Genomic DNA, 21,061 nt, shown 5'->3' with positions numbered 1-21,061 from the left:
GCGGTCAGCGTACGCCGCGCAGGTCGTGCCGGGATCCGTTGTCGGTCGACAGCCGGGCCGACACCGCCGCCGTACGGGGGCCCACCCCGAGGGCCAGCGCCGCGCGCAGGTCGTCGCCGGTGTCCACGTCCTGTCGTACCGAATCGACCTCGGCAAGCCGGAGTTCCACCGCTCCCGACGCGTGATGGCGGGCCCGGGAATCGGAGCCGAATGCCGGGAGCAATTTCCTTCCCGGCGTCGCGGTCAGCAGAGTCGTGCCGATTGCCGCCGCGTCCGGGAGGAATGCGCGCGGGAATTCCGCGGCCGAGTCCAGGACCCGAGTCAATTCCATGGACCGCAGCGCCGGAAGGTCCGCGTTCAGAGCCGCCACGGCGCAATCCGGGCGGTGGGCGCGTACGACCGCCTCCCCGTGCGCCAGGGCTGCGTTCAGGCCCGCCAGGGGGGCGTCGGGGACGATGCGCGCGCCCAGTGCCGCGAGCTCCCGGCCGGCCAGGGCGTCGTCCGTGACCACTGCCACATCGCGTACCGCGGCGCTGGCCAGCGCGGCCGCCACAGTGTCCTGCGCGAAGGCCAGCGCGAGGGCAGGGCGCAGGCCGTCGGCCGCGGTGCCCGCGAGCCTGCTCTTGGCCCGCGCCAGAGGCTTCAGAGGGATGACCAAGGTCCACTGCACGAGTGTTCGTACCTCTCTTGTCGCGGCCATTGTCACCCGGCTTTCACATGGGCCATCTGGCGGTCCGGGGTCTGGGGCGTACGGTGTTCTCGACAGACGGTCGGTCCGGGGCGACACTTGTGCGGCCCCCAGGCCCTAGAGGAAGGTGTCCGCGTGCCCCGCCGCAGAATCGGCTTCTGGTATCGCTTGGCAGCGGTGATCGCCAAACCACCGCTGGTGGTACTGATCAAGCGGGACTGGCGCGGAATGGAGCACATTCCGGCCCGCGGCGGATTTATCACCGTGGTGAACCACAATTCGCACATCGATCCCTTCGCCTACGCGCACTTTCAGTACAACACCGGCCGCGTTCCGCGATTCCTCGCGAAGAGCGGACTTTTCAAGAAGGGATTCGTCGGTGCCTTCATGCGCGGCACCGGGCAGATCCCCGTCTACCGCGAGACCACGGACGCGCTGAGCGCCTTCCGGGCCGCGATCGAGGCGGTGGAGCGCGGCGAATGCGTCGCCTTCTATCCCGAGGGCACCATCACCCGGGACCCCGCCCAGTGGCCCATGACCGGCAAGACCGGTGCCGCGCGCGTGGCCCTGCAGACCAAGTGCCCGGTGATCCCGGTCGCGCAGTGGGGCGCCAACGAACTGCTGCCGCCCTACGCGAAGAAGCTCAACGTCCTTCCCCGCAAGACCTCCCACGTCCTCGCGGGCCCGGCCGTGGACCTGTCGCGCTTCTACGACAAGGAGATGACCCCGGACCTGCTGAAGGAGGCGACCGAGGTCATCATGGCGGCCATCACCCGCCACCTGGAGGAACTGCGCGGGGAGAAGGCGCCCGTCACGCCCTACGACCCCCGTCAGGAGCGGATCGAGCAGCGCCGTCGCAGCCAGGCGCAGACAGGGCACGAAGAGGAGAGCGCCAAGTGACCAAGCCCGTCAAGGCGGCCGTCTTCGGCACCGGATCATGGGGTACCGCCTTCGGCATGGTGCTCGCCGACGCGGGGTGCGAGGTCACCCTGTGGGGGCGGCGCCCCGAACTCGCCGAAGCGGTCAACTCCACGCGTACGAACCCCGACTACCTCCCCGGCGTCGAACTCCCGGAGAACCTGCGCGCCACCACCGACGCCGCCGAGGCCGCGCACGGCGCCGACTTCACCGTCCTCGCGATCCCCTCGCAGACGCTGCGCGGCAACCTCGCCGAGTGGCGACCGCTGCTCGCCCCGGACACCGTCCTCGTCTCGCTGATGAAGGGCGTCGAACTCGGTTCCGCGATGCGGATGAGCGAGGTCGTCGAGGACGTCGCGAAGGTCGGCCCGAACCGGGTCGCCGTGGTCACCGGACCCAACCTCGCCCGCGAGATCGCCGCCCGGATGCCGGCCGCCGCCGTGGTGGCGTGCACCGACGAGTCCGTGGCCCGGCGGCTCCAGGCGGCCTGCCACACGCCGTACTTCAGGCCGTACACCGAGACGGACGTGGTCGGTTGCGAACTGGGCGGAGCCGTGAAGAACGTCATCGGGCTCGCCGTGGGCATCGCGGACGGCATGGGGCTCGGGGACAACGCGAAGGGCTCGCTCATCACCCGTGGCCTCGCGGAGACCGCGCGGCTCGGTGTCGTGCTGGGCGCCGACCCGCTGACCTTCTCCGGACTCGCGGGCCTGGGCGACCTGGTGGCCACGTGCTCCTCGCCGCTGTCCCGCAACCACACCTTCGGCACCAATCTCGGCAAGGGCATGACCCTGCAGGAGACCATCGCGGTCACCAAGCAGACCGCCGAGGGCGTCAAGTCCTGTGAGAGCGTGCTGGATCTGGCCCGCCGGCACGGCGTCGACATGCCGATCACCGAGACGGTCGTGGCCATCGTGCACGAGGGCAAGCCCCCGGTGGTCGCGGTGAAGGAGCTGATGTCGCGCAGCGCGAAGCCGGAACGACGCTGAGCGACGCCAGGTCCACGGCGCTGTATCAGGCCAGTACCAACGGGTACTCTCAACGCGATATGAGCACCGAGAACCTCCCCCAGAGCCCTCAGCAGCCGCCTCGCAAGCCGCGTGTGGCCGTCGTGTTCGGCGGCCGCAGCTCCGAGCACGGGATCTCCGTGGTCACCGCCGGAGCCGTCCTCAAGGCCGTCGACCGGACGAAGTACGACGTCCTGCCGATCGGCATCACCCAGGACGGCCGCTGGGCGCTCACCGCCGACGAACCGGAGCGGATGGCGATCACCGAGCGCCGTACGCCCAACGTCGCGGAGCTCGCCGAGTCGAGCGACGGCGGGGTGGTGCTCTCCGTCGACCCGCAGAACCGCGAAGTCGTCTACAGCGAGCCGGGTTCGGTGCCCAAGGCCCTCGGCGAGGTCGACGTCGTCTTCCCCGTCCTGCACGGCCCCTACGGCGAGGACGGCACCTTGCAGGGCCTTCTGGAGCTCTCCGGCGTCCCGTACGTGGGCTCGGGCGTGCTCGCCTCGGCCGTCGGCCAGGACAAGGAGTACATGAAGCGGGTGTTCACCTCCTTCGGGCTCAAGGTCGGTCCCTACGTGGTGATCCGGCCGCGCGAGTGGGAGCAGGACGAGTCGGCCGCCCGCAAGAAGATCGTCGATTTCGCCGGGGAGCACGGCTGGCCGCTCTTCGTGAAGCCCGCGCGCGCGGGTTCGTCGATCGGGATCACCAAGGTCGACGAGCTGTCCGGCCTGGACGACGCCATCGCCGAGGCCCAGCGGCACGACCCGAAGATCCTCGTCGAGGCGGCCCTGCGCGGCCGTGAGATCGAGTGCGGGGTGCTGGAGTTCGAGGACGGCCCGCGGGCGTCGGTGCCCGCGGAGATCCCGCCGCCGCAGGCGCACGCGTACTACGACTTCGAGGCCAAGTACATCGACTCGACCCCGGGCATCGTGCCGGCGCCGCTGACGCCGGAGGAGACTGCCGAGGTCCAGCGCCTCGCCGTGGACGCCTTCGAGGCCGCCTCCTGCGAGGGCCTGGTCCGCGCGGACTTCTTCCTCACGGAGGACGGGGAGTTCGTGATCAACGAGATCAACACGATGCCGGGCTTCACGCCGATCTCGATGTACCCGCAGATGTGGCAGGCGAGCGGGATCGGCTATCCGGAACTGGTGGACCGGCTGATCCAGGCGGCGCTGCGCCGCTCGACCGGCCTGCGCTGAGCCGGTTCCGGCAGTCTCAGGAGGCGATTCCTTCGGGGATCGCCTTCTTCACGGCCGACGCCAGATCGATCAGCGCCGCCGAGCTGTCCACCCCCTCCGGCACCCTCACCTCGACGTAGGCCTGGCGATTGGCGCAGGTGAAGCGGTACGCCCCGCCCTCCTGCCGCTCCATCAGCCAGTCGACGCCGTTCACACCACCGGCCACCGCGTCGGCGTCCCGCCCCTCGGCCACCTTCGGATCGATCATCTTCGGCGGCTGCGGCACACCGCAGCGCAGTATGATCTCCGGGTTTCCCCAGCCCGCGGTCAACGCGGACGCGGGTTCGGGATCCTGGCGGCTCTTGCCGGCCACCTTCGCAGGCAGCGCCTTGTCCAGGTTCTGACACAACTCGGTGGCCCCGGCCCCCGGCGAGGGAACCGCCGCCGACGTGCCGTCGTCTGCTGAGGAGCAGCCCGCGACGGTGATCGACAGCACGAGCGCGGGCAGACCGATGAGCCGGTGACGCGAAGAGTTCACCGGCCAAGGGTAAACGGGGGCTAGAGATGGACGACCGGGCAGGTCAGGGTGCGCGTGATGCCGTCCACTTGCTGGACTTTGGCGACCACCATGCGGCCAAGGTCGTCGACGGTGTCGGCCTGCGCGCGCACGATGACGTCATACGGTCCTGTCACGTCCTCGGCCTGGATGACTCCAGGGATCTTGCTGATCGTCTCGGCGACGGTCGACGCCTTGCCGACCTCCGTCTGGATCAGGATGTACGCCTGTACCACGGAACCTCCAGGGCGGCCACGAGGATCATGTGGGGAAAAGGAACGCCACGGTATCGCGTCGTCGCTCGTCGCGGGGAGACCCGCGGGGGCCGGGGGTCCCGCGCCGGGGTGCAGGCACGACAGTGGTTGACGGTCTCCTCGACCGTATCGAGGACAGTAGAGACACGCGACCGGGCACGGACAGGGACAGAAGGGGCGTAAGGGCAATGAAGGGCACTGTTGGTGAGCTGGGGGAGTTCGGGCTCATCAGGGAGCTCACCTCCCGTCTCACCACCACCCCGGCGGTCCGGGTCGGCCCCGGCGACGACGCCGCGGTGGTGGCCGCGCCCGACCGCAGGGTCGTGGCGAGCACCGACATCCTGCTGGAGGGCCGGCACTTCCGCCGTGACTGGTCCACCGCCTACGACGTCGGCCGCAAGGCCGCCGCGCAGAACCTCGCGGACATCGCGGCCATGGGCGCCGTGCCGACCGCCCTGCTGCTCGGTCTCGTCGTGCCCGCCGACCTCCCCGTGACCTGGGCGACCGAGCTGATGGACGGTCTGCGCGACGAGTGCCAGGTGGCCGGCGCCTCCGTGGTCGGCGGCGATGTCGTACGAGGCGACTCGATCATGGTGTCGATCACCGCGCTCGGCGATCTGCGCAACCAGGAGCCCGTCACCCGGGCCGGCGCCCAGCCCGGCGACCTCGTCGCGGTGACCGGCTGGCTGGGCTGGTCCGCGGCCGGGTACGCCGTGCTGTCCCGCGGTTTCCGCTCGCCGCGCGCCTTCGTGGAGGCGCACCGGCGCCCGGAGCCGCCGTATCACGCGGGTCCCGCGGCGGCCGGGCTCGGGGCGACGGCCATGTGCGACGTGAGCGACGGACTGATCGCCGACCTCGGGCACATCGCGGAGGCCAGCAAGGTCCGGATCGACATCCGCTCCGGCGCGATCGACATCCCGTCCCAGATGAACGACATCGGGCAGGCCGTCGGCGTCGACCCGATGCAGTGGGTGCTCACCGGCGGCGAGGACCACGCGATCGTGGCGACCTTCCCGCCGGACGTGAAGCTCCCCGCGCGCTGGAAGGTGATCGGCGAGGTCCTCAATCCCTCCGCGCTGCCCCAGGTGACGGTCGACGGGGCGCCGTGGACGAGCAAGGGCGGCTGGGACCACTTCGGCGGGGACATCGAGTCGTGAGCGCGCCGCCGAGGGTTCTCACGGTCGCGGGCTCCGACTCCGGGGGCGGGGCCGGCATCCAGGCCGACCTGAAGACGATGCTGGCGCTCGGGGTGCACGGCATGAGCGTGATCACCGCGGTCACCGCGCAGAACTCGCTGGGCGTGCAGGGCGCGTGGCCGCTGCCGGTGGAGGCGGTGCGGGCCCAGTACCGCAGTGTCGTCGACGACATCGGCGTCCAGGCCGTGAAGACCGGCATGCTGGCCTCCGCGGAACTCGTCGAGGCGGTGGCCGAGTTGATCAGCGGCACCGACGCGCCCGCCGTCGTCGACCCGGTGGGCGTGTCCAAGCACGGCGACTCGCTGCTGGCCGCCTCGGCGCTGGACTCCGTGCGCACCAAGCTGCTGCCGGTGGCCACCGTCGCGACCCCCAACCTCGACGAGGTGGCCCAACTCACAGGGGTGCGTGTCGAGTCGGAGCACGATCTGCGCCGGGCCGCGGCAGCGATGCTGGGGTACGGGCCACGGTGGGTCGTGATCAAGGGCGGCCATCTCGCGGGGGACGCGGTGGATCTGCTCACGGACGGCTCCGAGGAGCACTGGCTGCGCGCACCGCGGCACGACAACCGGCACACGCACGGGACGGGCTGCACGCTGGCGTCCGCCATCGCCTCGGAACTGGCGAAGGGGCGGTCGGTGCCGGAGGCCGTCACGGCGGCCAAGGAATACGTCACGGGGGCCATCGCGGCCGGGTTCGCGCTCGGCGGCGGGATCGGGCCCGTGGATCACGCCTGGGCGCTGAGAGCGCGCTGAGACCTGCGTGAAGGCATGCAAAAAGCCGGTCCACTCGAAGGTGGACCGGCTCAGTGCAGCGAACCAGCAGTGGCCGCGCGCTTAGCTGTGCGTCAGCGCGAGACCTTGCCGGCCTTGATGCACGAGGTGCAAGCGTTCACGCGCTTCGGCGTCCCGCCGACCACGGTACGGACGCGCTGGATGTTGGGGTTCCAGCGACGGGACGTACGGCGGTGCGAGTGCGAGATGTTGTTGCCGAAGCCCGGCCCCTTGCCGCAGACGTCGCAGTTGGCAGCCACGGGTCACTCCAAAGACTTCAGATGCACTTACGGTTGATCCCGGCAGGCCGGGATCGAGATCGCAGGATCAGAGATCTGAGTGGCGTTGCCAGGGGAATGGCCCGATCTGGATCGGGCAACCGGAGCAGCATACAACGACTGCGCCAGTAGAACGAAACTACCATGCCTGCTCAGGGCCCCGCTCCCGGCCCTCTTCCGGCGGCCCCGGTCCCTGGGTCTACGCTGCGTCCACGTCCAGCAGCTCAAGGAGGCGCAGGTGGCGCAGGTGCCGCAGACATTCTTCGATGCTCTCGCGGTACGCACCTGGTGCGGCCTCGCGTTGGAGGCGCTCGGCCGCGCGCGCGAGGAGATCGACGCGATCAACGTCTACCCCGTGGCCGACGGGGACACCGGCACGAACCTCTATCTGACGGTGGAATCGGCGGCGGCGGCCGTGGACGCGGTGTTCATCGGGCACGAGGCGAGCACCGGGGGCGGCACACCGTCCCTGACCGACGCCGTCCGCGCGATGGCGCACGGCGCGCTCATAGGGGCGCGCGGGAACTCCGGGACGATCCTGGCGCAGCTGCTGCGCGGCATGGCCCAGGTGCTGGCCGCCGACGGTGACACGGCTCACACCGAGGCGGGAGACCTCCGGCTGGCCCTGCGGCAGGCCGCCGACTCCGCCCGTCAGGCCGTGGCCCACCCCGTCGAGGGCACGGTGCTCACCGTCGCCTCGGCCGCCGCCGACGCGGCGGGCGGTGCCGAGGGGGACTGCGGGACCGTCGCGCGGGCCGCCTACGAAGGGGCGCGCGCCGCTCTGGCCGCGACCCCGCACCAGCTGGCGGTGCTGGAGCGCGCGGGGGTGGTGGACGCCGGGGGGCGGGGGCTCGTCACCGTGCTCGCGGCGCTGGTGGAGACGCTCACGGGGGAGAGGCCCGCCGTCACCTCGACCCACGCGCGCGTGGCGCCCGACAGTCCCGCCGAGTGCGCGCCCGTGCCGCCGGACGAGGGCGGCCCGGCCTTCGAGGTGATCTACCTGCTGGAGGCCGAGGACGCGGCCGTCACCCGGCTCCGCGAGCGGCTCGACGCCCTCGGGGACTCCCTGGTCGTCGTCGGCGGCGACGGGCTGTGGAACGTCCATGTGCACGTCGACGACGCCGGCGCCGCCGTCGAGGCGGGCGTGGAGGCCGGCCGGCCGTACCGGATCCGGATCACGCACTTCGCCGCGGGCGACGTGCACACCACCGGCGGTGAGCGGACGCCCAGGGAGCGGGCCCAGCGCGCTGTCGTGGCCGTCGTCCCCGGCCCCGGCCTGGCCGGTCTCTACACCGAGGCCGGCGCCACCACCGTGCTCGCGCGCCCCGGGGAGCCGCCCGCGAGCGGGGAGCTCGTCCAAGCCGTCCGACGCGCCCACGCGCGGGAGGTCGTGCTGCTGCCCAACGACGCGGAGCTGCGCCACACCGCGGCGGCCGCCGCCGAGCAGGCCCGCGCCGAGGGCATCCGGGTGGCGCTGATCCCCACCCGGTCCGCGGTCCAGGGGATCGCCGCGCTCGCCGTGCACGAGCCGGAGCGCCGGTTCGACGAGGACGTGGTGGCGATGACCTCCGCGGCGGGTGCGACCCGCTACGCCGAGGTCGCCCTCGCCGAGCGCCAGTCGTGGACCATGGCCGGTATCTGCCAGGCCGGCGATGTGCTCGGCCTCATCGACGGCGACGTCGCCGTCATCGGCGCGGAGGTGGCGGCCACGGCCGAGACCGTCCTGGACCGCATGCTCGCGGCCGGCGGCGAGCTGGTCACCCTCGTCCTCGGCGACGAGGCGCCCGACGGCATCGCCGAGCACCTCGAAGCCCGGGTGCGGGAGAGCTACCTCGCCGTCGACACGGTCGTGTACCGGGGCGGGCGACAGGGAGCCTTGCTGCTCATCGGGGTGGAGTAGCAAGGCCTGGGCCGTCGGCCCAGTCCTCCTCGGCCCTGGAAGAACCGACGCTCAGTCCTCCTCGGCCTGGAGGAGTTGTTCCGCCTCCGCGCGGCGTTCCCGTGCCGCCGGGTCGTCCTCGTCGGCGTCCGCGTACGCGGCGAGCACCGCACGCGCGCGTGCCGCCGCCTCCGCCGGGCGCCCCAGGTCAGCGGCGAGCCAGCCCGCTGCCAGTTCGGCGCCGGTGCGGGCGTGCAGGCCGTCCTCCCCGAGTTCCGCGAACACCGTTACCGCCCGGGTCATCCGGCCCAGCGCGTCGTCCAGGGCGGCCCGGATCGACTCGTCGGCGGCGTCCTCCGCCGCGGACCGGGCGAGCAGGTCGCCGAACTGGCGGTGGGTGTGGCCGAGCTCGGCGGTGAGCCGGGTCCGCGCCTCCTCGTCGGGCGCCGCGTCCAGCGCCGCCTCGCACTCCCGGACCGCGGCCGCCATGAGCTCCCGTGCCTCGTCCGCGCCGTCCTCGACGCGCAGCGCGAGCCACGCGCGGGCGCGCAGGGAACGGACGAGGCCGTGGACGTTGCCCAGCTCCCGCCACAGGTCGCCCGCGCGGGCGTAGGCCCGGTCCGCCTCCTCGTGCAGCCCCGCCTGGCCGAGGGACTCGGCGGCGAGGTGCGCCAGCGTGGCGTGGTCGTGCTGCTCGGGCCAGTGCCGGGCGATCTCGGCCGCCTGGAGCCGCCGTTCGGCCGCCTCCCGGTGCTCGCCCAGCTCGCTCAGACAGTCGCCGAGCCACCACTGCGTCTGTACGACCGCCCCGTCGCCGTGCGTCTCGGCGGACAGGTCGGGCAGCGCCGACTCCAGCACCTCGGCGGCCTCGGCCCAGCGCCCCTGCCGCAGCAGGAACCCGCCGAGCTGATGCCGCGCCCAGGCGCCCAGCGTCGGCCCCTCGCCCGCCTCGTCGGCCCAGTGCGCCGCCTCCAGGGCGTGCTCGGCGGCCTCCTCCGAGCGGCCCCGGCCGCCGAGGACCTCGGCGAGCTGGAGATGCAGCTGTGCCCGGCCCGGCGGCTCCAGATGCGGCCCGCCGTGCTCCAGGGCCGCCCGCAGCGCCCGCTCCGCCTCCGCCATGTCGCCCAGATGATGCGCGAGCCCGGCCAGCCGGGCCTCGTACTCCACCGCGAACCACGGCAGGCCCGCCCCGACGAAGCCCGCCGCGGCCCTCGCGAACAGCCCCGCCGCCGCTTCCACGTCCCCCGACAGCGCCGCCAGCTCCGCGAGCATCGCCTGCGCCTCGGCGGCCCGCGACGCCAGCCGTACGTCGTCCCCGGTGCGCCCCTCCACGAGTGCGCGCACCTCCCGCGCGGCCGCCTCCGCGGCACCCGCCACCGCCGGGTCCACCGGCTCGTCGGCCTCGTGGACCTGCCGCATCAGCACCCGCGCGCGTCCCATCAGCACCGCGGCCGTCTGCCGCAGCCCCGTGCCCTCCTCGGCGTACAGCGCCAGCACCCGGTCGTAGGGCTCGGCGACCTGCGCGAGCGCCTCCTCCAGACGACCGCTGAGCGCGCGGACGTACGCCGCACGCGTGTGTGCCGCCAGCGCCTCGCCCGGGTCGCCCGCCTCGGCGTACAGCTCGGCGGCCCGCTCGAACAGTTCGGCGCCCTCGGGGCCGAGCTCCATCGCCCGGTGGTCGATGATCTCCGCGCGGTCCCGGGCGTCCAGCTCGACGCCCTCGGCGGCCCGCGCCACCGCCGCCCAGGCCTCCACGGCGTTCGGCTGCAAGGTGTCCGACAGCCGCCGGGCCTCGGCCAGCAGGGTCGGCAGTTCCGCCTCCACGGACTCATCCTGCGCCGGAACCTCCGGCACCGGAACAGCGGCGGGAGCCACTGTGGGCCGCGTCGAACGCACACCGAGCGGCAGCCGCTCCACCAGCGGTTCCTGCGCCATACGCGCGCGTGCCGACTCGCTGATGTGGGACGTGCCGTTGCGCAGGTCGAACCGTCCGGCCAGCTCGAGGGCCTCCGCACGCGCGTGGGCGGCCAGTTCGCGTGCCGTCCAGGACCGGCCCGCCGGCCCCGGCACCCGCTGTCCGCCGTGTCCGAGACCCGTCAGCCGTTCCATGAGCAGCGTCACCACGGACAGGAACTCCAGCCTGCTGCGCGGATGCCCGGTGTCGGTGAAGTACGCGGGCCGCTCCGCCAGCAGCTCCAGGCCGCGCGCCTCGTTGCCGGTCAGCGCGCAGAACTCGACGTGGTCCGCGTACGCCCCGCGCATGCTCTCCATGGGCCGTACGAGCCGGAAGCCCCGCAAGTGGTGGGCGCGTGCCTCGTCCACGCGGCCGAGGCGCAGCAGGGACGTCAGCGAGGAGGCGAGCGCCGTGTGCGGTTCGTGGGCGCAGGTGAACTCGCCCTCCAGGACCGGCGCCCACAGCTCCAGCGCCCGCTCGTCCCTGCCGCGCTCCGCCTGCCACCAGCCCTGCCCGTGCAGCTCACAGGCGTGGCAGTCGGCCATGGAGTCCCGGTCCGCTGCCAGCCAGGCGCTGTACGCCCGCTCGGCCCGCTCGACGTCCCCGATGTGCGCGGCCACGCTGAACTCGCTGCTGCGCACGGCCCGTTCGGAGTGCCCGGCGAGCCGGTAGCGGTGCTCCATCTCGCCGAGCCACTTCTCTATGGAGGCCAGCGGGACGTGCGGCTGGTCGAGCATGCCGGACGTCATCCACTTGAACACCCAGTGCAGGGAGTGCGCCTCGTACTCGTCGAAGTCCTCGGGCCGCTCGTCCCACATGCGCAACAGCCGCGCGAAGGGGACGAACATCTTGTCCTTCTCGGAGCTGTAGTTGTAGACCGTCAGCTGGTGCCCGAGCGCCTCGATCACGGCGAGCGGGATGTTCAGCTTCTCCGCCTCGGCGACCAGGTGCTCCGCGCGGGCGTTGCGGGCCTGGCCCTCCGGCTGCTCGGCGTTCTCCGCCATCGCCAGGCGCAGCGCGTCGAAGGCCGCGGTCCCCTCGATTCCGGTCATCAGCGACCCTCCTCGCCGTTCGTGGCCCACTCCAGAAGGCCGATGAAGGCCCGGTTCAGCAGCGCCGAGTCCGCGGGCCTGAGCGGCCGCTGCGCCATCAGCAGGGCCTGTCCGTACAGCGACTCGGTGGCCGTGCCGATCAGCTCCGCGTCGCCCAGGGAACTGATCCTGCGGATCAGCGGGTTGAGATGGTTGAGCACCAGCCGCGCGCGGGGGGCGCTGCCGCGCAGCGAGCCGAGAATGCCCGCCCACAGGTCGTCCGCCCGCTCCTCGGCGTCGGCCCGCGCCTGCTCGTGCCGGGCCGCCCGGTCGTCCAGGTGCAGCGCGGGCACGGACAGCGGATGGAAGGCCCGCAGGACGACATCGCAGCCCAGCGGGTCGAGCTTGGCCCGCGCCGCCGCCAGGAAGCCGGACAGCGCCAGCTCCTCCGCCGGGTCGACCGCGTCCAGATGCGCGGTCACGGTGTCCGCGTCCAGCTCGGCGACGACCGTCCCCGGCCGTACCGACGGCAGCGCCTCGACCAGCTCGCTGTCGTAGGTGTAACCGCCGTTGATCACCCCGACGCCCTGCGCGGAGGCGATCGGCGCCACCTGTCGGTACTCCTCGACGGTGCGCGTGAAGTGCACGACCGGGTGCCGCTGCGCGAACTCCTCCAGGGACAGCCGCCCGTCCGTCGTCTCGAACGGCAGCCACGGCAGCATCGTCCGCAGCATCTCCGTGTCGTGCCGCGCGAGGGACTTCACGCCCAGGTGATGCACGGACAGGAAGGCCGCGAGCCGTTCCGGATCACCCGCCGCGAGCCCGGTCAGCCAGGACCGAATCCTTTCCCCGAGCGCTTCCCGTACGGCCGCCAGCGTCTCGTCCTCGTACAGCGACTCGCGCGAGGCCGTGGGCCGCAGACTGTCCGTGTCCAGCACACAGCGCACGAAGAACGCCCAGTCCGGCAGGAGCTGTTCGGCCCGCTCGGTCAGCAGCATGCCCTTCAGGTGCACCCGGTGCCCCGCGCGCCGGGCCGGGCTGACCGCGGACGGCAGCACGTACGCCACCCCGCGGATCCCGGCCAGCGGAACGTTCAGCCCGATCGAGTCCAGCGGAGTGAACCCGAACAGGTCGTGACAGTGCCGGGCCAGCGCGACCCGCCGGTTGGCGGGGGAGGGGTACGCCCGGTCCCAGGGCGCCGGCAGATCGGTGACCTCCTCCTCGCCCACCCGGACGTCGTACGGCAGCAGCGAGCCGAAGTCCCGGGCCAGCGCGAGCACCCGCTCCCGCTCCAGCCACTCCGCGGCACCGGCCCGCGCCACCAGATGCACGGTGGTGCCCGGCTCCGGGTGCTCCGCGTCCGGCAGCGTCCGCACGGTGTACGAACCGTCGTCCGCCGCCGTCCACTCCACTGGCGGCGCGTCGGGCGTACGGGCACTGCGGCTGACCACCCGGATCCGCTCGGCGACCACGAAACAGGCCAGCAGGCCGATGCCGAACTGGCCGAGGAAGTCCGAACGGGCCGCCTGCAGACCGTCCGCCCGCTTGGAGCTGCGGCCGATCGTCGCCAGCAGGCTGTGCACGTCGGACTCGGTCAGACCGATGCCGGAGTCCTCCACCCGCAGCCCGCCGCCCTGCGCGTACAGCCGCACCCGCGCCGGGGCGTCCGGCTGCTCGGCCCGCCGGGCGGTGATGGCGTCCACGGCGTTCTGCAGCAACTCGCGCAGGTAGACCTTGGGACTGGAGTAGAGGTGATGGGAGAGCAGGTCCACCAGACCGCGAAGGTCGACCTGGAACGTATGAGGTGACTGGGGATCCTGGGACGGCTGGGATGACTGTGAGGTCTGGGAGTCCATCGTCGCAGCGCCGGTGGGGGACGTACGTCGGCGCGGGGTCGGGCGGTCCCGGTGAGGCGGTGACCGCGAGGGATGGCCGGAGGCGCGTCATCCTAAGGCCCCAAACGGCCGCCTGACCAGGGGATTCCGGTACGTTTGGCAGAGCCGTGACCAGGATCGGCACCGCATTGTCAGTGCCGTGGTGTGCAATGGATCTCGTGCCCGCACTGCAAGAACCCCTCCAGCAGCCACTGAAGTCGGTGCTCGGCCCCGCCACCGCGAAGGTGATGGCCGAGCACCTCGGCCTGCACACCGTCGGCGACCTCCTGCACCACTACCCGCGCAGATACGAGGAGCGCGGCCAGCTCACCCACCTCGCCGACCTCCCCATGGACGAGCACGTCACCGTGGTCGCCCAGGTCGCCGACGCCCGGCTGCACTCCTTCGCCTCCGCCAAGGCCCCGCGCGGCAAGGGCCAGCGCCTGGAAGTCACGATCACCGACGGCAGCGGCAGGCTCCAACTGGTCTTCTTCGGCAACGGCGTTCACAAGCCCCACAAGGAGCTGCTGCCGGGCACCCGGGCGATGTTCGCGGGCAAGGTCTCCGTCTTCAACCGCCGCCTCCAGCTCGCCCACCCGGCCTACGAACTGCTGCGCGGCGACGGCGAGGAGACGGTCGAGACCTGGGCCGGCGCCCTCATCCCCCTCTACCCGGCCACCGCGAAGCTGGAGTCCTGGAAGATCGGCAAGGCGATCCAGACGGTCCTGCCGACCGCCCAGGACGCGGTGGACCCGCTGCCCGAGAGCCTGCGGGAGGGCCGCGGCCTGGTCCCCCTCCCCGAGGCCCTGCTGAAGATCCACCGCCCGCACACCAAGGCCGACATCGAGGACGCCCGCTCCCGCCTCAAGTGGGACGAGGCCTTCGTCCTCCAGGTGGCCCTGGCCCGCCGCCGCCACGCCGACGCCCAACTCCCCGCGGTGGCCCGCCGACCGAAGCCTGCCGGCCTCCTCGCGGCCTTCGACGACCGCCTGCCCTTCACCCTCACCGAGGGCCAGCAGCGGGTCTCCGGAGAGATCTTCGCCGACCTGGCGACCGAACACCCGATGCACCGGCTGCTGCAGGGAGAAGTGGGTTCGGGCAAGGCCCAGCCGATGGACTCGCTCGTGCTCACGCCCTGCGGTTTCCGGCGGATGGGCGACCTGGGCGTGGGCGACGAAGTGGTTGTGCCCTCAGGAGAGATCGCTCCGATCGCGGGGATCTTTCCCCAAGGTGTGCGAGATGTGTGGCGCATTGTGCTCTCCGACGGGAGCTCGGTGGAGTGCGATGACGAACACCTCTGGATCGTCGGCACGAGCTGTGGCTGGGGTCGTGGTCAGTCCCCCGAAGTGCTGACCACCAGGGAAATCCGACACGACCTCCACCAGGCCGACGGCTCGTCGAAGTGGTACGTCCCGGCGGCGACTCCTGTGGACCTCGGTGACGACTCAGGGCTCCGTCTGGATCCCTACCTGTTCGGGCTCCTGTTGGGGGCCGGGTCGTTCCGGCACGACCTGCGGTTCTCCGCGGTCGACGAGGAGCTTCGCGACGCCGTGGCGGCCGGTCCCCGTCATCCGATCATCCATACCCTGCGTGACCTGGGCCTTTGGGGGCTGGCGTCGCACGACAAGTTCATTCCCGCCGCATTCAAGAACACGTCGGTGAAGAACCGCCTTGCTCTCCTGCAGGGGCTCATGGACACCGAGGGCACGGTGGATCACAAGGGTATGAGTGTGTCCCTGCGCTCGGCCTCGCGGACGCTGGCGGACGACGTGGCCTGGCTCGTTCGCTCCCTGGGCGGTCAGGCGCGCGTTCTGCCCCAGCAGGCCGCCTTCGACGTCTCGGTGGAGATGCCCGACGGCTACCCGCCGTTCCGCCTGTCCCGCAAAGCCGAACGCGTCGGCCCACACCCGGAGGACAGCACCTTCCGCCGCGGCATCCGCGCGGTGGAGTACGTCGGGCGGAAGCCGGTCCAGTGCATCAGCGTCGACCACCCCAGTCAGGCCTACGTCACGGATCACTTCACGGTGACCCACAACACGATGGTGGCCCTGCGCGCCATGCTCGCCACCGTCGACGCCGGCGGCCAGGCCGCCATGCTCGCGCCCACCGAAGTGCTCGCCCAGCAGCACCACCGCTCCATCGTGGAGATGATGGGCGAGCTGGCCGAGGGCGGGATGCTCGGCGGCGCGGAGCAGGCCACCAAGGTGGTGCTGCTGACCGGCTCCATGGGCGCCGCCGGTCGCCGTCAGGCACTGCTCGACCTCGTCACCGGCGAGGCCGGCATCGTCATCGGCACCCACGCGCTGATCGAGGACAAGGTGCAGTTCCACGATCTGGGCCTGGTCGTCGTCGACGAACAGCACCGCTTCGGCGTCGAGCAGCGTGACGCCCTGCGCGGCAAGGGCAAGCAGCCCCCGCACCTGCTGGTCATGACGGCCACGCCCATCCCGCGCACGGTCGCGATGACGGTCTTCGGCGACCTGGAGACCTCGGTCCTCGACCAGCTCCCGGCCGGCCGCTCGCCCATCGCCAGCCATGTCGTCCCGGCCGCCGACAAACCCCACTTCCTCACCCGCGCGTGGGAGCGGGTCCGCGAGGAGGTCGAGAACGGCCATCAGGCGTACGTCGTCTGCCCTCGCATCGGCGACGAGGAGGACGACCCCAAGAAGGCCCGCAAGTCCCCCGAGGACGAGGCGGAGAAACGCCCGCCGCTCGCCGTCCTCGAGGTGGCGGACCAACTCGCCAAGGGCCCCCTCCAGGGCCTGAAGGTCGAGGTCCTGCACGGACGGATGCACCCCGACGACAAGGACGCCGTCATGCGCCGCTTCGCCGCGGGCGAGACCGGTGTCCTGGTCGCGACGACCGTGATCGAGGTCGGTGTCAACGTCCCCAACGCCACCGCCATGGTGATCATGGACGCCGACCGCTTCGGCGTGTCCCAGCTCCACCAGCTGCGCGGCCGCGTCGGCCGAGGCTCCGCCCCCGGCCTCTGCCTCCTGGTCACCGAGATGCCCGAGGCGAGCGCCGCCCGCCAGCGCCTGAACGCCGTGGCCGCCACCCTCGACGGCTTCGAGCTCTCCCGCATCGACCTCGAACAGCGCCGCGAGGGCGACGTCCTGGGCCAGGCCCAGTCCGGCGCTCGTACGAGCCTCAGGATGCTGGCGGTGATCGAGGACGAGGAGATCATCGCCGAGGCAAGGGAGGAAGCGGCGAGGCTGGTGGCGGCGGATCCGGAGCTGACGGGCCTGCCGGGCCTGCGCACGGCCCTGGACGCCCTCTTGGACGAGGAGAGGGAGCAGTACCTGGAGAAGGGGTGAACGGACATCTGCCTCGCGGGCGCGGCGCCGCACCCGTATGCGGCTACCGCCGCGCGGGCGCGACCAGCCACAATGAAACAGAAGCCGCCCACGACCAAGGACCCAAGATGACCCGCGTCATCGCCGGCGCAGCCGGCGGCCGTCGCCTGGCCGTACCGCCAGGCACCGGCACCCGCCCCACCTCTGACCGCGCGCGCGAGGGCCTCTTCTCCACCTGGCAGTCCCTGCTCGGCGGCCCACTGGAGGGCGAGCGCGTCCTCGACCTCTACGCGGGATCGGGCGCCGTGGGCCTGGAGGCCCTGTCACGGGGCGCCGGCCACACCCTGCTCGTGGAGGCGGACGCGAGAGCCGCCCGCGTGGTCCGCGAGAACGTCAAGAACCTCGGCCTCCCCGGCGCCGAGGTCAGGGCGGGCAAAGCGGAACAAGTCATCCAGGGAGCGCCCCCGCAGGCGCCGTACGACCTCGTCTTCCTCGACCCTCCGTACGCCGTCACGGACGACGATCTTCGGGAGATTCTCCTCACACTCCGCTCGGGGGGCTGGCTCGCGAACGACGCGCTCGTCACCGTGGAGCGCAGCACCCGAGGTGGGGAGTTCCGCTGGCCGGACGGATTCGAAGCGATCAGGACCCGTCGCTACGGCGAGGGAACGTTTTGGTACGGTCGCGCCGCCTCTACGTGCGAAGACGCACGATGACCGGACCGGAGAGCGAGGGACCTCAAGTGCGCCGTGCCGTCTGTCCCGGGTCGTTCGACCCCATCACCAACGGACACCTCGACATCATCGCCCGCGCCTCCAGGCTGTACGACGAGGTGTACGTCGCGGTGATGATCAACCAGTCGAAGAAGGGCCTGTTCGAGGTCGAGGAGCGGCTCGAACTGATCCGCCGCGTCACCGCCGAGTACGGGAACGTCCGGGTCGAGGCCTTCCACGGGCTCCTCGTCGACTTCTGCAAGCAGCGCGACATCCCCGCGATCGTCAAGGGCCTGCGCGCGGTCAGCGACTTCGACTACGAGCTGCAGATGGCCCAGATGAACAACGGGCTCTCGGGCGTCGAGACCCTCTTCGTGCCCACCAACCCGACCTACAGCTTCCTGTCCTCCTCGCTCGTCAAGGAGGTCGCGACCTGGGGCGGCGACGTCTCGCACCTGGTGCCGCCGGCCGTGCTGGAAGCCCTGAACGAGCGGCTGCGCAAGGACTGATGGGGCTACAGTCGTCCCGTCCGTCTCCAACACAGCTGTAGAGAGTGGCGAGCACACGGTGGACGTGCAGAAGAAGCTCGACGAGATCGTCGCGGCGGTCTCCAGTGCCCGGTCGATGCCGATGTCGGCCTCGTGCGTGGTCAACCGCGCCGAGTTGCTCTCGCTGCTCGACGAGGTCCGCCAGGCCCTGCCCGGCTCTCTCGCCCAGGCCCAGGAGCTGATCGGCGACCGTGAGCAGATGGTCGAGCAGGCCCGCCAGGAGGCCGAGCGGATCGTCCGCACCGCGCACGCCGAGCGCGGCTCGCTGATCTCCGACACGGAGGTCGCCCGCCGCTCCCAGGCCGAGGCCGACCGGATCCTCGCCGAGGCCCGCAAGGACGCCGAGGACATCCGCGCCGAGGCCGACGACTACGTCGACTCCAAGCTCGCCAACTTCGAGGTCGTCCTCACCAAGACCCTCGGCTCGGTCGGCCGGGGCCGCGAGAAACTCCTCGGCACCGGACCGGGCGTCGACGAGCAGGGCTACGAGGACGAGGACGCCCCCGAGCGCAGCCACGACCCGGAGACCCTGCGCCGTACCGCCGACGAGTACGTCGACGTCAAGCTCGGCGCCTTCGAGGCGGTCCTGGCCAAGACCCTGGAGGCGGTCGGCCGCGGCCGCCAGAAGCTGCACGGCCGGATCGCCAGCGACGACCTCGGCGCCCTCGCCGACGACCTCAGCACCGTCCAGCACTCCAGCGACGCCGACTACCTCGCCGACCTGGCCGCCCTCGCCGAGCGCGAGAACCCCGCCGCCCCTGCCGTACCGCAGCAGCCCGAGCAGCCGGAGTACGCCCCGCAGCAGCCGGCGTACGACACCTACGGCGGCTACCAGCAGCCTGCCTACGCCCAGCAGGACCCGTACGGCTACCAGCAGGCCGATCCGTACTCCGCCACCTCCGGCTACGCTCCGGCGGGAGGTGCCCCCTTCCAGGGCTACGACGCCCAGCAGCCGGCGTACGACCCGCAGCAGATTCCCCAGCAGGCCCAGCAGGCCCAGCAGGCCCAGCAGGGCTACGCCCTCGACGAGACCAGCCTTTTCGACACCAGCATGATCAGCGCCGAGCAGCTGCGGGCCTACGAGCAGGGTCGCGGCCAGTGAGGGACGGCCGGATTGGGCTGTCGGCGAAAGGTCCAGTATCCTGGCTCTTCGGTCGCGCGTACGTCCGCGATCAGCGCTGCCCGGCGACACCGAGGGCAGCGTCCCTCTGAGCTCAGAAGATCGAAAGCAGGAATGGCTCTGAACGCCCGCCTCGACCACCGCAACCCTCTCGTGTTCGACACACACGAGCTGGGGCGGCGTCCTGGCGCGCTCCAGCGCCTGACCCGCACGATCGACGCGCCCAAGGACCTCGGTCTGCAGGATGTCATCGGAGTGCCGGAAGGCGCCCCGGTGGAGCTCGAACTCCGGCTCGAGTCGGTCATGGAAGGGGTGCTTGTCACAGGCACCGCCCGTGCACAGGCCGAGGGGGAGTGCGTAAGGTGTCTGGAGCCGCTTCAGCTTGATCTCGAAGCGGACTTCCAGGAGATGTTCTCGTACCCTGACGCCGATGAGCGGGGCCGCCCGAAGGCGGAGCCCGACGACGACGTTGAGGACGACGAGGACAGGCTCTTTCTCGAGGACGGCCTGTTCGACCTCGAACCCGTGCTGCGTGACGCGGTAGTGCTCGCACTGCCGATGCAGCCGGTGTGCCAGGACGACTGCCCCGGCCTGTGCTCCGAGTGCGGAGCCCGGCTGGCGGACGACCCGGACCACCACCACGACGCCGTCGACATCCGTTGGGCGGCACTGCAGGGACTCGCCGGTTCACTCGAAGACGGCGAGAAGGACGAGATGAGCGGCGCCGAAGCGGGCGTCGACGAGAAGCAGGAGAAGTAGCCGTGGCTGTTCCGAAGCGGAAGATGTCGCGCAGCAACACGCGCCACCGCCGGTCGCAGTGGAAGGCTGCGGTCCCCACCCTGGTTGCGTGCGAGCGCTGCCACGAGCCCAAGCAGCAGCACATCGCGTGCCCGTCTTGCGGCACCTACAACAAGCGCCAGGTCCTCGAGGTCTGAGCGGCTGGTGAGAGGCACTGTGTCCACGCCTAAGAAGAACGCTGCGGACAACACAGCCTCGTCCCACACGCTGTTGGAAGGGCGGCTCGGGTACAAGCTCGAGTCCGCCCTTCTGGTGCGTGCGCTGACCCATCGGTCGTACGCGTACGAGAACGGCGGTCTGCCGACGAACGAGCGCCTTGAGTTCCTCGGGGACTCCGTGCTCGGTCTCGTCGTCACCGACACGCTGTACCGCACCCACCCCGACCTGCCCGAAGGCCAGCTGGCCAAGCTGCGGGCCGCGGTGGTCAACTCGCGTGCGCTGGCGGAGGTCGGCCGTGGGCTCGACCTGGGTTCCTTCATCCGGCTGGGCCGTGGTGAAGAGGGCACGGGCGGCCGGGACAAGGCGTCCATCCTTGCCGACACCCTGGAAGCGGTGATCGGCGCGGTCTATCTCGACCAGGGTCTGGACTCGGCGGCGGAGCTGGTGCACCGCCTGTTCGACCCCCTGATCGAGAAGTCCTCGAACCTCGGAGCCGGCCTGGACTGGAAGACCAGCCTCCAGGAGCTCACCGCGACCGAGGGGCTCGGCGTGCCCGAGTACCTGGTCACGGAGACCGGTCCCGACCACGAGAAGACCTTCACTGCTGCCGCCCGCGTCGGAGGCGTCTCGTACGGCACCGGCACCGGCCGCAGCAAGAAGGAGGCGGAGCAACAGGCCGCGGAATCCGCGTGGCGGTCCATCAAGGCCGCCGCTGAGGAGCGCGCCAAGAAGGCGGCCGTCGAGGCCGCCGAGGCGGACGCCGACGAGGCGTCCGCCTCCGCCTGAGAGACACATGCGCGAGCGCCCGTACCCGGAACCCGGGGCGGGCGCTCGGGCCGTACAC

Annotated in this window: 19 protein-coding genes; 13 read left to right on the top strand and 6 right to left on the bottom strand. The window is 71.7% G+C overall.

What is annotated here, in order from left to right; genetic code table 11:
* Positions 1-4: 4 nt before the first annotated feature.
* On the bottom strand, positions 5-670 hold the full coding sequence (gene cofC / locus ACWDRW_RS09420) for a 2-phospho-L-lactate guanylyltransferase (protein WP_451721703.1): 666 nt from the start codon (positions 668-670) through the stop codon (positions 5-7).
* A gap of 153 nt (positions 671-823) precedes the next feature.
* Here cofC and ACWDRW_RS09415 point away from each other — a divergent pair, with 153 nt between their 5' ends.
* From ACWDRW_RS09415 to ACWDRW_RS09405, 3 genes are read left to right on the top strand one after another with little or no spacing between them, the layout of a single operon-like run.
* On the top strand, positions 824-1,588 hold the full coding sequence (locus tag ACWDRW_RS09415) for a lysophospholipid acyltransferase family protein (protein ID WP_451721702.1): 765 nt from the start codon (positions 824-826) through the stop codon (positions 1,586-1,588).
* Positions 1,585-2,595 (top strand): NAD(P)H-dependent glycerol-3-phosphate dehydrogenase, encoded by a 1,011-nt coding sequence (locus tag ACWDRW_RS09410; protein WP_451721701.1) that lies wholly within the window; start codon positions 1,585-1,587, stop codon positions 2,593-2,595. The genes ACWDRW_RS09415 and ACWDRW_RS09410 overlap by 4 nt, the downstream gene beginning before the upstream one ends.
* Before the next feature lie 59 nt (positions 2,596-2,654).
* The gene (locus ACWDRW_RS09405) at positions 2,655-3,812 is read left to right on the top strand and encodes a D-alanine--D-alanine ligase family protein (RefSeq protein WP_451721700.1); all 1,158 of its coding nucleotides are present in this window, start codon (positions 2,655-2,657) and stop codon (positions 3,810-3,812) included.
* 16 nt (positions 3,813-3,828) lie between these two features.
* Here ACWDRW_RS09405 and ACWDRW_RS09400 read toward each other — a convergent pair whose 3' ends face one another.
* Positions 3,829-4,329 carry a DUF3515 domain-containing protein gene (locus tag ACWDRW_RS09400; RefSeq protein WP_451721699.1) on the bottom strand — a complete coding sequence of 167 codons (501 nt, stop codon included), beginning with the start codon at positions 4,327-4,329 and terminating at the stop codon, positions 3,829-3,831.
* A 20-nt stretch (positions 4,330-4,349) separates the two neighbouring features.
* Positions 4,350-4,583: an Lrp/AsnC family transcriptional regulator gene (locus ACWDRW_RS09395; protein ID WP_003997603.1), complete on the bottom strand. Its 234-nt coding sequence runs from the start codon at positions 4,581-4,583 to the stop codon at positions 4,350-4,352.
* 206 nt (positions 4,584-4,789) lie between these two features.
* Between ACWDRW_RS09395 and ACWDRW_RS09390 the strand changes: the two genes are divergently transcribed.
* Both ACWDRW_RS09390 and thiD read left to right on the top strand, forming a co-directional pair.
* Positions 4,790-5,758, top strand: a complete 969-nt coding sequence (locus ACWDRW_RS09390) for a thiamine-phosphate kinase (RefSeq protein ID WP_451721698.1) — start codon at positions 4,790-4,792, stop codon at positions 5,756-5,758.
* On the top strand, positions 5,755-6,549 hold the full coding sequence (gene thiD / locus ACWDRW_RS09385; protein WP_451721697.1) for a bifunctional hydroxymethylpyrimidine kinase/phosphomethylpyrimidine kinase: 795 nt from the start codon (positions 5,755-5,757) through the stop codon (positions 6,547-6,549). Before ACWDRW_RS09390 ends, thiD begins: the two co-directional genes overlap by 4 nt.
* A 92-nt stretch (positions 6,550-6,641) precedes the next feature.
* Here thiD and rpmB read toward each other — a convergent pair whose 3' ends face one another.
* Positions 6,642-6,827 (bottom strand): 50S ribosomal protein L28, encoded by a 186-nt coding sequence (gene rpmB, locus ACWDRW_RS09380; protein ID WP_003993230.1) that lies wholly within the window; start codon positions 6,825-6,827, stop codon positions 6,642-6,644.
* A gap of 256 nt (positions 6,828-7,083) precedes the next feature.
* On the opposite strand from rpmB, the gene ACWDRW_RS09375 reads away from it, so the two are divergent.
* Positions 7,084-8,745 (top strand): DAK2 domain-containing protein, encoded by a 1,662-nt coding sequence (locus tag ACWDRW_RS09375; RefSeq protein ID WP_451721696.1) that lies wholly within the window; start codon positions 7,084-7,086, stop codon positions 8,743-8,745.
* A 51-nt stretch (positions 8,746-8,796) separates the two neighbouring features.
* Here ACWDRW_RS09375 and ACWDRW_RS09370 read toward each other — a convergent pair whose 3' ends face one another.
* The gene (locus ACWDRW_RS09370; protein ID WP_451721695.1) at positions 8,797-11,730 is read right to left on the bottom strand and encodes a tetratricopeptide repeat protein; all 2,934 of its coding nucleotides are present in this window, start codon (positions 11,728-11,730) and stop codon (positions 8,797-8,799) included.
* Positions 11,730-13,565 carry an HSP90 family protein gene (locus ACWDRW_RS09365; RefSeq protein ID WP_451721694.1) on the bottom strand — a complete coding sequence of 612 codons (1,836 nt, stop codon included), beginning with the start codon at positions 13,563-13,565 and terminating at the stop codon, positions 11,730-11,732. The genes ACWDRW_RS09370 and ACWDRW_RS09365 overlap by 1 nt, the downstream gene beginning before the upstream one ends.
* A 188-nt stretch (positions 13,566-13,753) precedes the next feature.
* Here ACWDRW_RS09365 and ACWDRW_RS09360 point away from each other — a divergent pair, with 188 nt between their 5' ends.
* From ACWDRW_RS09360 to rnc, 7 genes are all read left to right on the top strand, one after another.
* On the top strand, positions 13,754-16,900 hold the full coding sequence (locus ACWDRW_RS09360; RefSeq protein ID WP_451721693.1) for a helicase-related protein: 3,147 nt from the start codon (positions 13,754-13,756) through the stop codon (positions 16,898-16,900).
* A 107-nt stretch (positions 16,901-17,007) separates the two neighbouring features.
* The gene (gene rsmD / locus ACWDRW_RS09355; protein WP_451721692.1) at positions 17,008-17,595 is read left to right on the top strand and encodes a 16S rRNA (guanine(966)-N(2))-methyltransferase RsmD; all 588 of its coding nucleotides are present in this window, start codon (positions 17,008-17,010) and stop codon (positions 17,593-17,595) included.
* A 26-nt stretch (positions 17,596-17,621) separates the two neighbouring features.
* A complete protein-coding gene (gene coaD / locus ACWDRW_RS09350) occupies positions 17,622-18,101 on the top strand; it encodes a pantetheine-phosphate adenylyltransferase (RefSeq protein WP_451721812.1) in 480 nt (159 codons plus the stop codon).
* A gap of 58 nt (positions 18,102-18,159) precedes the next feature.
* Positions 18,160-19,242 (top strand): cell division initiation protein, encoded by a 1,083-nt coding sequence (locus tag ACWDRW_RS09345; RefSeq protein WP_451721691.1) that lies wholly within the window; start codon positions 18,160-18,162, stop codon positions 19,240-19,242.
* Between the two features lie 132 nt (positions 19,243-19,374).
* Positions 19,375-20,019 (top strand): YceD family protein, encoded by a 645-nt coding sequence (locus ACWDRW_RS09340; protein ID WP_451721690.1) that lies wholly within the window; start codon positions 19,375-19,377, stop codon positions 20,017-20,019.
* A 2-nt stretch (positions 20,020-20,021) separates the two neighbouring features.
* Positions 20,022-20,195 carry a 50S ribosomal protein L32 gene (gene rpmF, locus ACWDRW_RS09335; protein WP_003951102.1) on the top strand — a complete coding sequence of 58 codons (174 nt, stop codon included), beginning with the start codon at positions 20,022-20,024 and terminating at the stop codon, positions 20,193-20,195.
* A gap of 7 nt (positions 20,196-20,202) precedes the next feature.
* Positions 20,203-21,003: a ribonuclease III gene (gene rnc / locus ACWDRW_RS09330; protein ID WP_451721689.1), complete on the top strand. Its 801-nt coding sequence runs from the start codon at positions 20,203-20,205 to the stop codon at positions 21,001-21,003.
* Positions 21,004-21,061 lie beyond the last annotated feature (58 nt).

This window comes from Streptomyces sp. NPDC003635 (assembly GCF_053587635.1).
This window is presented reverse-complemented; position numbering and strand designations above follow the sequence as displayed.

Bases quoted from the DNA above. Each gene is read 5' to 3' on its own strand.
- rsmD (WP_451721692.1), top strand. From the start codon at position 17,008: ATGACCCGCGTCATCGCCGGCGCAGCCGGCGGCCGTCGCCTGGCCGTA.
- ACWDRW_RS09365 (WP_451721694.1), bottom strand. From the start codon at position 13,565: ATGGACTCCCAGACCTCACAGTCATCCCAGCCGTCCCAGGATCCCCAG.
- ACWDRW_RS09360 (WP_451721693.1), top strand. From the start codon at position 13,754: ATGGATCTCGTGCCCGCACTGCAAGAACCCCTCCAGCAGCCACTGAAG.
- ACWDRW_RS09390 (WP_451721698.1), top strand. From the start codon at position 4,790: ATGAAGGGCACTGTTGGTGAGCTGGGGGAGTTCGGGCTCATCAGGGAG.
- ACWDRW_RS09405 (WP_451721700.1), top strand. From the start codon at position 2,655: ATGAGCACCGAGAACCTCCCCCAGAGCCCTCAGCAGCCGCCTCGCAAG.
- ACWDRW_RS09370 (WP_451721695.1), bottom strand. From the start codon at position 11,730: ATGACCGGAATCGAGGGGACCGCGGCCTTCGACGCGCTGCGCCTGGCG.
- ACWDRW_RS09340 (WP_451721690.1), top strand. From the start codon at position 19,375: ATGGCTCTGAACGCCCGCCTCGACCACCGCAACCCTCTCGTGTTCGAC.